The organism is Pseudomonas sp. UV AK001 (genome assembly GCF_046097675.1).
In the GTDB taxonomy this organism is placed as follows: Bacteria; Pseudomonadota; Gammaproteobacteria; order Pseudomonadales; family Pseudomonadaceae; genus Aquipseudomonas; species Aquipseudomonas kribbensis.
In genome coordinates this window covers 90,027-101,743 of the sequence record NZ_JBJUVZ010000005.1, presented here as the reverse complement: position 1 = coordinate 101,743, position 11,717 = coordinate 90,027, and the positions used below count along the sequence as shown (strand labels likewise).

The following is an 11,717-nucleotide window of genomic DNA, read 5'->3' as shown; positions in this document are numbered from 1 at the left end:
GGCCCGCTTCCTATAGGAAACGGGCCGTTCTTTTGTGAGCCTCAGCTCATTCCCATCACTTGTTCAGATGGAAGTCCTTCTCGGCCGCTTCAAAGCGCTGAACCATGCCAGTGCTTGGCTGGCCCATCAGGCTGACGAAGTAGATGGCCAGGCTGGCGAAGATGAAGCCCGGGATGATTTCGTACAGGCCCAGCACTTCAAAGTGTTTCCACACGATCACGGTGATCGCGCCGACCAGGATGCCGGCCAGTGCGCCGTCGCGGGTCATTTTCTTCCAGATCACCGAGATCAGCACGACCGGACCGAAGGCTGCGCCGAAACCGGCCCAGGCGTAGGACACCAGACCCAGCACGCGGTTGTCCGGGTTGGCGGCCATCGCGATGGCGATCAGTGCAACCAGCAGCACCATGGCGCGACCGACCCATACCAGCTCGACTTGCGAGGCGGATTTACGCAGGAAGGTCTTGTAGAAGTCTTCGGTCAGGGCGCTCGAACACACCAGCAACTGGCAGCTCAGGGTACTCATCACGGCAGCCAGGATGGCCGACAGCAGGACACCGGCAATCCACGGATTGAAGAGGATTTTCGCCAGCTCGATGAACACTCGTTCGTGGTTCTCGGTCACGGGCATTGCCACGTCCGGGTTGGCCGAGAAGTAAGCGATACCGAAGAAGCCCACGGCTACGGTGCCGCCCAGGCACAGGATCATCCAGGTCATGGAGATGCGACGGGCGTTGGCGATGGATTTCACCGAGTCAGCGGCCATGAAACGCGCCAGGATGTGCGGCTGGCCGAAGTAACCCAGGCCCCAGCCCATCAGCGAGATAATGCCGATGAAAGTGGTGCCCTTGAGCATGTCGAAGTTGCTCGGGTCGTTGGCTTCGATGGCCAGGAACGTGGTGTCCACGCCACCGGTAGCCAGCAGAACGATAATCGGCGTCAGGATCAGGGCGAAGATCATCAGGGTGGCTTGTACGGTATCGGTCCAGCTCACCGCGAGGAAACCGCCGACGAACGTGTAGGCAATCGTCGCCGCAGCACCGGCCCACAGCGCGGTCTCGTAGGACATGCCGAAGGTGCTTTCGAACAGTCGGGCGCCGGCCACGATGCCGGAAGCGCAGTAGATGGTGAAGAACACCAGAATCACTACTGCCGAGATGATCCGCAGCAAGCCGCTTTTGTCTTCGAAACGGCTGGCGAAGTAGTCCGGCAGGGTCAGCGCATCGCCGTTGTGCTCGGTTTGAACACGCAGACGGCCGGCGACGAACAGCCAGTTCAGGTAGGCACCGACGATCAGGCCGATGGCGATCCAGCTTTCGGAAAGACCGGACATGTAGATGGCGCCCGGCAGGCCCATCAGCAACCAGCCGCTCATGTCGGAAGCGCCGGCGGACAATGCGGTCACCACGCTGCCCAGGCTGCGGCCGCCCAGAATGTAGTCGGAAAGGTTGTTGGTGGAGCGATAGGCCATGAAGCCGATCAGCACCATTGCTGCGATGTAGATCACGAACGTGATCAGGGTTGGATTGCTTGCGCTCATTACGTACGTGCCCTGGCTTTGTTTTTATGTAGCGGCGGCGGTTGCACCGTTTGCAGACTGACGTCTGACAGACGATTCGCACGGCCGCGCATTTATGACCAATGTTTCCCCAGGAAAGCCATTGGCCGGTAAACCGGGTTATCCCGGTTGCACCTTGGGCGCGAATCCTATGCAACAAAGCAAAACAGGTGCAACCAGTTTCTTGAGAATTAGTTGCACCTACGTCGTTTTTTCCGCCGCAAACCGCCGTTTTTGCACCGTTGCGGCACAGTCACACCCCGCCATGTGCCTTGAAAGCACCTATCTAGAGCGATCATCGCGAAGCTGAAATTTATTCCTGACAAGTTGCCGAATATTCCGACAAAAAAAGGGTTGCACCCGGTTGCACCTCTTCCGGCTCGCGGCTAATCTTGCCGCCAGCTGTTGTCGCGCAACTGCGGCACCTATGAGGATAAAAATATGGCTACCACCACCCTTGGGGTCAAACTCGATGACCCGACCCGCGAGCGCCTGAAGGCCGCCGCAACCTCGATTGATCGCACACCGCACTGGCTGATCAAGCAGGCAATTTTCAATTACCTGGAAAAACTCGAGGGTGGTGCAACCCTGACCGAGCTGAACGGTTTGACCGCCAAGGACGCCGACGACGCGGGCGAAGTCCACACCGATCACGCTCACCAATGCTTCCTCGAATTCGCCGAAAGCATCCTGCCGCAATCGGTGCTGCGCGCCTCAATCACCGCCGCTTACCGTCGCCCGGAGCCGGAAGTGGTGCCGATGCTGATCGAGCAGGCCCGCCTGCCGGCGCCAATGGCCGAAGCCACCAACAAACTCGCCGCAACCATCGCGGAAAAACTGCGTAACCAGAAGAGTGCCGGCGGTCGTGCGGGCATTGTTCAGGGCCTGCTGCAGGAATTTTCCCTGTCGTCCCAGGAGGGCGTGGCGCTGATGTGCCTGGCCGAAGCGCTGCTGCGTATCCCGGACAAAGGCACTCGCGATGCGCTGATCCGCGACAAGATCAGCACCGGCAACTGGCAGCCGCACCTGGGCAACAGCCCGTCGTTGTTCGTCAACGCGGCGACCTGGGGTCTGCTGCTGACCGGCAAGCTGGTTTCCACTCACAACGAAGCCGGCCTGACTTCGTCCCTGAGCCGCATCATCGGCAAGAGCGGCGAGCCGATGATCCGCAAGGGCGTCGACATGGCCATGCGCCTGATGGGCGAGCAGTTCGTGACCGGCGAAACCATCGCCGAAGCCCTGGCCAACGCGAGCAAGTTCGAAGCCAAGGGCTTCCGTTATTCCTACGACATGCTCGGTGAAGCGGCACTGACCGAACACGACGCCCAGAAGTACCTGGCCTCGTACGAACAAGCCATTCACTCGATCGGCAAAGCGTCCCACGGCCGTGGGATTTATGAAGGCCCGGGCATCTCGATCAAACTGTCAGCCCTGCACCCGCGTTACAGCCGCGCCCAGTACGAGCGCGTGATGGACGAGCTGTACCCGCGCCTGCTGTCGCTGACTCTGCTGGCCAAGCAATACGACATCGGCCTGAACATCGACGCCGAAGAAGCGGACCGCCTCGAGCTGTCGCTGGACCTGCTGGAGCGCCTGTGCTTCGAGCCGCAACTGACCGGCTGGAACGGCATCGGTTTCGTGATCCAGGCTTACCAGAAGCGTTGCCCGTACGTGATCGACTACGTGATCGATCTGGCTCGCCGCAGCCGTCATCGCCTGATGATCCGTCTGGTGAAAGGCGCGTACTGGGACAGCGAAATCAAGCGCGCCCAGGTCGAAGGCCTGGAAGGCTATCCGGTCTACACCCGCAAGGTGTACACCGACGTTTCCTACATCGCCTGCGCCCGCAAGCTGCTGTCGGTACCGGAAGTCATCTACCCGCAATTCGCCACGCACAACGCCCACACCCTGTCGGCGATTTATCACATTGCCGGTCAGAACTATTACCCGGGCCAGTACGAATTCCAGTGCCTGCACGGCATGGGCGAACCTTTGTACGAGCAGGTTGTAGGCAAGGTTTCCGAAGGCAAGCTGAACCGTCCGTGCCGCGTGTACGCTCCGGTCGGCACCCACGAAACCCTGCTGGCGTACCTCGTACGTCGCCTGCTGGAAAACGGCGCCAACACTTCGTTCGTCAACCGCATCGCCGACCAGTCGATTTCGATCCAGGAACTGGTGGCCGATCCCGTTGCGCAGATTGAGCAGATGGCGACCGTGGAAGGTGGTTTCGGCCTGCCGCACCCGCGCATTCCGTTGCCGCGTGACCTGTATGGTTCCGAGCGCGCCAACTCCAGCGGCATCGACATGGCCAACGAACATCGTCTGGCATCGCTGTCCTGTGCGTTGCTGGCCACCGCGCACAACAACTGGAAAGCCGCGCCGATGCTCGGTTGCGCCTCCAGCAACGAAGCGCCGGCACCAGTCCTGAACCCGTCTGATCTGCGTGACGTGGTCGGCCATGTGCAGGAAGCCACCGTCGAAGACGTCGACAACGCCATTCAATGTGCCCTGAACGCTGCACCGATCTGGCAGGCCACCCCGCCCGCCGAGCGTGCCGCGATTCTGGAACGCGCCGCTGACCTGATGGAAGGCGAGATCCAGCCGCTGATGGGCCTGCTGGCCCGCGAAGCCGGCAAGACCTTCGCCAACGCCATCGCCGAAGTCCGCGAAGCCGTCGACTTCCTGCGTTATTACGCGGTGCAGGCTCGCAACGATTTCAGCAACGACGCCCACCGCCCATTGGGCCCGGTGGTCTGCATCAGCCCGTGGAACTTCCCGCTGGCGATCTTCAGCGGTCAGGTTGCCGCCGCACTGGCCGCCGGTAACCCGGTGCTGGCCAAACCGGCCGAACAGACTCCGCTGGTCGCCGCACAAGCCGTGCGTCTGCTGCTCGAAGCCGGAATTCCGGAAGGCGTGCTGCAACTGCTGCCGGGTCGCGGTGAAACCGTCGGTGCCGGTCTGGTGGGTGACGAGCGCGTCAAAGGCGTGATGTTCACCGGTTCCACCGAAGTCGCGCGCCTGCTGCAACGCAACATCGCCGGTCGTCTCGACAACCAGGGCCGTCCGATTCCGCTGATCGCCGAAACCGGCGGCCAGAACGCGATGATCGTCGACTCTTCGGCACTGACCGAACAAGTAGTGATCGATGTGGTGTCGTCGGCCTTCGACAGCGCCGGTCAACGTTGCTCGGCCCTGCGCGTCCTGTGCCTGCAGGAAGATTCCGCTGATCGCGTCATCGAAATGCTCAAGGGCGCGATGGCTGAAAGCCGTCTCGGCAACCCGGAGCGTCTGTCCGTGGACATCGGCCCGGTGATCGACGCCGAAGCCAAGGCCGGCATCGAGAAACACATCCAGGGCATGCGCGACAAAGGTCGCAACGTGTACCAGGTGGCCATCGCCGATACCGAGGAAGTCAAACGCGGCACCTTCGTCATGCCGACCCTGATCGAACTGGAAAGCTTCGACGAACTGCAACGCGAGATCTTCGGCCCGGTACTGCACGTGGTGCGCTACAAGCGCAAAGAGATCGACCAGCTGATCGCCCAGATCAACGCCTCCGGCTACGGCCTGACCCTCGGCGTGCACACCCGCATCGACGAGACCATCGCCAAGGTGATCGACAACGTCAACGCCGGTAACGTCTACGTCAACCGCAACATCGTGGGTGCCGTGGTCGGCGTCCAGCCGTTCGGTGGCGAAGGCCTGTCGGGTACCGGTCCGAAGGCCGGTGGCCCCCTGTACCTGTACCGTCTGCTGTCAACACGTCCTACCGACGCCATCGAACAATCCTTCGCTCGCGGTGATGCTGCCGTGGCACCGGACGTTCGTCTGCGCGATGCCCTGAGCAAACCGCTGGTTGCCCTGAAAGCCTGGGCCGACAGCAACAAGTTCGCCGACCTGAGCACCCTGTGTGTGCAGTACGCAGCCCAGTCGCAAAGCGGTATCACCCGCGTACTGGCCGGCCCGACCGGCGAGAAGAACAGCTACGCGATCCTGCCGCGCGAGCACGTGCTGTGCCTGGCGGACATCGAAGGTGATCTGCTGACTCAACTCGCCGCCGTACTGGCAGTGGGCGGTTCGGCAGTCTGGCCGGAATCCGACACCAGCAAGGCATTGTTCGCACGCCTGCCGAAGGAGATTCAGGTGCGGATCAAACTGGTTTCCGACTGGAACAAGGACGACGTGGTGTTCGATGCGGTTCTGCATCACGGCCACTCCGACCAGTTGCGCGCGGTCTGCCAGCAGATCGCCAAGCGTGCCGGCGCCATCGTCGGGGTTCAGGGCCTGTCCCAGGGCGAGACCAACATTGCGCTGGAGCGTCTGGTGATCGAGCGGGCACTGAGCGTCAATACCGCAGCAGCGGGCGGTAACGCCAGTCTGATGACCATCGGTTAATCGCCGACTCTGTCAGCAACATAAAAAATGGGCGCCCTCACCGGCGCCCATTTTTTTGGCCTCTCCATCACCGTTATCAATCTTCCTGTTCAGCCTTTATTCGCACGCCTAGACTCGGTCCATTCAAAAAAAGGTAGGCCGCCATGTCCGAGACGCTGCTCAGTTCCCGCAATCTGGCTTTCGAGCTGTACGAAGTCCTCGATGCCGAGGGCCTGACCCGGCGCGAGCGGTTTGCCGAACACAACCGCGAAACCTTCGATGCCGCCATCGGCACGGCGCGCAACATCGCCGAGAAGTACTTCGCACCGCACAACCGCAAGGGTGACGAAAACGAGCCGCGCTACGAGAACGGTCAGGCGATTCTGATTCCCGAAGTGAAACCGGCGGTGGATGCCTTCCTAGAAGCCGGATTCCTCAACGCGGCGCGCAGTTTCGACGCCGGCGGCATGCAACTTCCTACGCTACTGTCCCAAGCCTGCTTCGCTCACTTTCAGTCGGCCAACGCGGCGTCGACCTCGTACCCGTTCCTGACCATGGGCGCGGCCAACCTGATCGAAAGCTTCGGCACCGAAGAGCAGAAGCAACGCTTCCTGCAACCAATGATCGACGGCCGCTTCTTCGGCACCATGGCCCTGACCGAACCCCATGCCGGTTCGTCGCTGTCGGATATTCGTACCCGCGCCGAACCAGCGTCCGACGGCACTTATCGCCTCAAGGGCAACAAGATCTTCATTTCCGGTGGCGATCACCCGCTCTCGGAAAACATCGTGCACATGGTGCTGGCCAAGCTGCCGGACGCGCCGGCCGGGGTGAAGGGTATTTCGCTGTTCATCGTGCCCAAGTTTCTGGTCAACGATGACGGCAGCCTCGGCAAACGCAACGACGTGCTGCTGGCCGGGCTTTTCCACAAGATGGGCTGGCGCGGCACGACGTCCACGGCGCTGAACTTCGGCGATAACGGCGAGTGTGTCGGCTATCTGGTGGGCAAGCCGCATCACGGTTTGAGCTACATGTTCCAGATGATGAACGAGGCGCGAATCGGCGTTGGCATGGGCGCGGTGATGCTCGGTTACGCCGGTTACCTGTACTCGCTGGAGTACGCTCGCGAACGCCCACAGGGCCGGGTGCCGGACAGCAAGGATCCGACGACGGCGCCGGTGCCAATCATTCAGCACGCCGACGTCAGACGCATGCTGCTGACGCAGAAATCCTACGTCGAAGGTGCGTTCGATCTCGGCCTGTACGCGGCGCGACTGTTCGATGACACCACGACACTGGAAACCGAAGCCGAACGCAAACAGGCCCATGAACTGCTGGATCTGCTGACGCCGATCGTCAAATCCTGGCCATCGGAGTTCTGCCTGAAAGCCAACGAACTGGCGATCCAGATTCTCGGCGGCCACGGGTACACCCGCGAATACCCGGTGGAGCAGTACTACCGCGACAACCGCCTGAACCCGATCCACGAAGGCACCCACGGCATTCAGTCGCTGGACTTGCTGGGACGCAAACTGGCGCAGAACGGTGGCGCCGGGCTCAAGCAACTGATCCGCCTGATTGCCGACACCGCCGAACGCGCGGTGGTGTACGAATCGTTGACCGCACTGCGTGAGCCGCTGGAGAAACTGGTCGCGCGTCTGCAGAGCGTGACCATCGGCCTGCTGACGGATCTGGCTCAGGGCAAGATCAACAGCAGCCTGGCGAATTCGGCGCTGTACCTGAAAGTGTTCGGGCACACGGTGATTGGCTGGCGCTGGCTGGAACAGGCGATTCGCGCCGAGGAAGGTCTGGCCAAGGGGAATGCGGCGGATGTCGACTTCTATAAGGGCAAGTTGCAGGCGGCGCGGTATTTCCTGACGTGGGAAGTGCCGGGGTGTCAGCATGAGCTGGCGTTGCTGGAGGCGCGGGATGATACGTGTCTGGGGATGCAGGATGCGTGGTTCTGATCATTGACCGAGTGAGCCCCGGCCCTCACCCCAGCCCTCTCCCAAAGGGAGAGGGGGCCTACCGAGGTGTCTTGCGCTATGCATCGACCTGAAAAACCGGGTCGATTATGGATTCAAAGCCGATCTTTCAAGTCGGTGAACCTCTTCAATATCCCCCAATCGGTCCCCTCTCCCTCCGGGCGGTCCGACGTTTCGGGAGGGCTAGGGTGAGGGGCTCTTTGGCTCTTGGCACTTAACTCAACTCAACTTGAACCCACCCATCTGCCGCGCCAGATCATCCGCCAAGCGCTGCAACATCTGACAATCCTCACGGCAAGCCCGAACCTCCCCCGCCGTCGCCCGGGCCAGATCGGAAATCCCCTGCACGTTGCGGTTGATCTCCTCGGTGACCGCCGACTGCTCCTCAGTTGCCGTCGCCACCTGATGGTTCATGTCGCTGATGCGCTCGACCTGCCCGGTAATTGCGGTCAGCGACGCTCCGGTGCGCTGACTCGATTCAACGCCGGTTCCCGTCGCGGCCTGACCGGTGCGCATTGAAGACACAGCATTCTCCGCGCCCTGCTTGAGGCTGCCGATCATCTGCTGGATCTCGTCGGTAGACGCCTGGGTCCGGCGCGCCAGCGTCCGTACTTCATCGGCCACCACCGCAAAACCACGCCCCATGTCCCCGGCCCGCGCCGCTTCAATCGCCGCATTCAATGCCAACAGATTGGTCTGCTCGGAAACACCGCGAATCACCGCCAACACCTGATCGATCGACGCCACCTGATGCGCCAACTCACCCACCGCGCCGGCCGCGACGCCAATTTCATCGGACATGCTTTCTATATGGCGAATCGAGCCGCCGACCACTTCCCGCGCCTGCATCGCTTCATCACGGGCAGTTTGCGAGGCGAGCGCGGCATTGCCGGCGTTCTGGGCGATCTCCTGCACGGTCAGGCCCATTTCGTGGACGGCGGTGGCGACCATGTCGGTCATTTCCTGCTGGCGGCCGGAGCGCTCGGCGGTGTTATCCACAACCCTGGCAACTTGGCCGACCGCAACGCGCAGACGCTCACTGGTGGTCAGCACCTCGGCGATCATCCCGCGCTGACTGTCGAGGAAACGGTTAAAGCCCCGAGCGAGGTCGCCCAGCTCGTCTGCGCGGCTGGAATCTAACCGATGGGTCAAATCTCCACCACCGCTACCGATTGCTACCAGCGCAGCTGTTACCTGACGAATCGGTCGCACCAATCCCTGGGCCAGCCAGATCACCAGTGCCAGGCAAACCAGCGCCACCGCCAGACCGATGCCGCTGCTCATCCACATCGCCCGCCGGGCTTCGGCGTAGATCTGCGACTGTGGCACTTCGGCCACCAGCGTCCAGCCGAGGTCGCGCAAAGGCAGGCTGAAGGCGAGGAAGTCTTCACCGTCGCGCTGGAAGCTGCTGCTGGTCGCCACTTTGTGGCCCATGACCGCTTGCGCCGCGCTGGCGCCGATCTGCTCCGTGAGGGTGCGTTTGCCGCTGAACTGCGCCTCGGGATGGACCTGAATCAAACCGTCGGAACGCACGAGATAGACCTTGCCGCGTTCACCGAAACTGAAGTTGTGGATCAGCTCGGACAGCTCTTTCATGCTCAACCCGAGCCCCGCGACACCCACCACTTTGCCGGCCTGCTCGACCTTCAAATCGATGAACAGCGCCAGCTCTCCGGTGGCTCCGTCGTTGTCGATGTTCAGAGTTCGCGGCTGGTTGCTGTCGAGGAAAGAGTAGAACCAGGCATCGGCCGGTTTGGATCGACTGAGGGTGCGATCCAGGCCTTTTTCGGTGATGTAGTGATTGGATTCGGTGCCGATGATCAGCGCCGTGAAAGCCTTGTGTTCGGCGCGGATGCCTTCCAGATACTGTGCAAAGCCCGCCGTTTTGGCGGAGTCTTCACCCGTGGCCAGCCAGTCGCGGACCATGGTGTTGCTGGCGATGTCCTTCGCGGCGGTGAGGGGTTGAACGAGGATTCGCTCGATGTCGTTGCGCGTCGCTTCGATGCTCGACGGCAACGCCTGTTCGACCAGATAGCTCTGGGCGAGGCGGTTGACCACCAGGGTATAAATGCCAACCACGATCAGGATGCTGACCAGCAGAGCGGTGCCCATGCCGAGAATCAGCTGCCATTGAATACTGCGACGCCAGAACTGCATGGAGCACCCCCAAAGAATAAGAGGCTGAAACACTGCAACAGCCGTGCCGATTGTATACAACGAAATCGACAATCTTATTCTTTGGTTGTGCGCAACCCCATCAACCCTGATTGATGGTCTTGGCGATGGTCTCGACCGTGGCGCTGACTTGCTCTTGGTAACGCTCGAGTTCTTCCTGATGCTGCTTCTTCATTTCAATCTGCTGCGAACACAGATTCATCGCCGCCAGCACCAGCAGGCGGTCACCGATCAGGGTCGGGTATTTGCGCTTGGTGTCGGCCAGCGCAGCCTTGAGCATCAATGCAGCGTCCAGCAGGGTCTGTTCTTCCCCGGCCGGTGCCTTGATCGAATAGTCCTCCCCGAGAATGGAGATGACTTTTACCCCTGCTGTGCCGTGGTTCATGCGCTGACAGGACCTGCGTTGACGCGATCAACCAGGGCCTGGATGCGGGCGGCGGTGGCGCCGTGCTTTTCTTCCTGTTCCATCAGGCTCAGTTGCAGGCTCTCGTTTTCATCCTTGGCCTGGGCCAGTTCCGTGGACAGGGTCTGGTTGGTTTCCGTCAGGGTCTGGTTCTGTTGCACCAGGTCGCTGACGAGCTGTTCCAATTGGCTGAGGGATGCTTCCAACATTTTGATATTCCAGGGCTTTTTCAAAGGGCGCGTACGATAAAGAAAAGTCGTCGTGGATGCCAGGATTAAACCGGCGCAAGGCCTTGATTTTCCTGGCAGTCGACCATTCCTGCGAGTGTTAGAGACTGTGATCTGCCGATCTGGTTCCTGCACTTCGTCGCCCGACCCCTTATGCGACAAATACGCGCACCGCCTCAAGACTTTAGTCGTATGACCGATAAGTCATCCAACAGCAGTCTCAGCCCGCATGGATGCGGCCCTTCCCTGGTAATCGCACCATGTCCCTTCGCAATATGAATATCGCCCCCCGGGCGTTCACCGGCTTCGCCCTGATCGGCGGCCTGATGCTGATTCTCGGCGTGTTCGCCCTGAACCAGATGAGCAAGATTCGCGGCGCCGCCGAAAACATCACCACCACCAGCGTGCCGAGCATCAAGAACCTCGACGAGTTCACCCAGCTGACCCTGCGTCTGCGGGTGCTGTCGTACCGCTTGCTGGTGAACCGCGAGCCGGATATCCAGCAGAAAACCGTCGAGCTGCTGGAAATGCGCAACCAGCAGATCCGCAAGGCCCAGACCGAGTACGAGCCGTTGATCGGCAGCCCGGCCGAGCGTGCGGCCTATGACCAATACGTGCAGTTGCTGGGCCAGTACCGCCAGATCGAAGACCGGATGAAAACCCTGTCGCGCAACAACCAGGTGGATGAGCTGCGCAACCTGCTGAACACCCAGTTGCTCGACAACTCCGAAGCGATGAACACCGTGCTTAACCGCCTTATGCAGATCAACGGCGAGCAGATCAGCCAGACCAACCAGCAAGCCGCCGAGCAGTTTTCTTCGGCCTTCAGTCTGGTGGTGACGCTGCTGGTGATCGCCACCGGCCTGACCTTCCTGTTCGCCTGGCTGTTGACCATCAGCATCACCAAGCCGATCTCGAAAGCGCTGGATGCGGCGGAAACCATCGCCGAAGGCAACCTGACCCAGCCGATCCACGTCGACGGCACCGACGAAGCC

6 protein-coding genes and 1 pseudogene are annotated in these 11,717 nt (G+C 61.1%); 3 read left to right on the top strand and 4 right to left on the bottom strand.

Annotated features, from left to right (window positions below; translation table 11 throughout):
- Positions 1-55: 55 nt before the first annotated feature.
- Positions 56-1,540: a sodium/proline symporter PutP gene (gene putP / locus ACKLNA_RS15955; RefSeq protein WP_085711096.1), complete on the bottom strand. Its 1,485-nt coding sequence runs from the start codon at positions 1,538-1,540 to the stop codon at positions 56-58.
- Between the two features lie 459 nt (positions 1,541-1,999).
- Between putP and putA the strand changes: the two genes are divergently transcribed.
- Together putA and ACKLNA_RS15945 are read left to right on the top strand one after the other, a co-directional pair.
- Complete coding sequence (putA, locus tag ACKLNA_RS15950; protein ID WP_408986396.1) at positions 2,000-5,953, top strand: trifunctional transcriptional regulator/proline dehydrogenase/L-glutamate gamma-semialdehyde dehydrogenase; 3,954 nt, start codon at positions 2,000-2,002, stop codon at positions 5,951-5,953.
- A gap of 143 nt (positions 5,954-6,096) precedes the next feature.
- Complete coding sequence (locus tag ACKLNA_RS15945) at positions 6,097-7,899, top strand: acyl-CoA dehydrogenase (RefSeq protein ID WP_408986395.1); 1,803 nt, start codon at positions 6,097-6,099, stop codon at positions 7,897-7,899.
- A 237-nt stretch (positions 7,900-8,136) separates the two neighbouring features.
- On the opposite strand, the gene ACKLNA_RS15940 is transcribed toward ACKLNA_RS15945, so the two are convergent.
- From ACKLNA_RS15940 to ACKLNA_RS15930, 3 genes are all read right to left on the bottom strand, one after another.
- Complete coding sequence (locus ACKLNA_RS15940) at positions 8,137-10,074, bottom strand: methyl-accepting chemotaxis protein (protein ID WP_408986394.1); 1,938 nt, start codon at positions 10,072-10,074, stop codon at positions 8,137-8,139.
- 100 nt (positions 10,075-10,174) lie between these two features.
- Positions 10,175-10,477: a cell division protein ZapA gene (locus ACKLNA_RS15935; RefSeq protein WP_408986393.1), complete on the bottom strand. Its 303-nt coding sequence runs from the start codon at positions 10,475-10,477 to the stop codon at positions 10,175-10,177.
- Positions 10,474-10,704, bottom strand: a complete 231-nt coding sequence (locus tag ACKLNA_RS15930) for a hypothetical protein (RefSeq protein ID WP_408986392.1) — start codon at positions 10,702-10,704, stop codon at positions 10,474-10,476. The genes ACKLNA_RS15935 and ACKLNA_RS15930 overlap by 4 nt, the downstream gene beginning before the upstream one ends.
- A 251-nt stretch (positions 10,705-10,955) precedes the next feature.
- Here ACKLNA_RS15930 and ACKLNA_RS15925 point away from each other — a divergent pair.
- Positions 10,956-11,705 (top strand): annotated as a pseudogene (locus ACKLNA_RS15925) (MCP four helix bundle domain-containing protein); the annotation flags it as partial.
- Positions 11,706-11,717 lie beyond the last annotated feature (12 nt).

Coding starts and splice junctions, on each gene's coding strand:
- putP (WP_085711096.1), bottom strand. CDS start 1,540: ATGAGCGCAAGCAATCCAACCCTGATCACGTTCGTGATCTACATCGCA.
- putA (WP_408986396.1), top strand. CDS start 2,000: ATGGCTACCACCACCCTTGGGGTCAAACTCGATGACCCGACCCGCGAG.
- ACKLNA_RS15945 (WP_408986395.1), top strand. CDS start 6,097: ATGTCCGAGACGCTGCTCAGTTCCCGCAATCTGGCTTTCGAGCTGTAC.
- ACKLNA_RS15940 (WP_408986394.1), bottom strand. CDS start 10,074: ATGCAGTTCTGGCGTCGCAGTATTCAATGGCAGCTGATTCTCGGCATG.
- ACKLNA_RS15935 (WP_408986393.1), bottom strand. CDS start 10,477: ATGAACCACGGCACAGCAGGGGTAAAAGTCATCTCCATTCTCGGGGAG.
- ACKLNA_RS15930 (WP_408986392.1), bottom strand. CDS start 10,704: ATGTTGGAAGCATCCCTCAGCCAATTGGAACAGCTCGTCAGCGACCTG.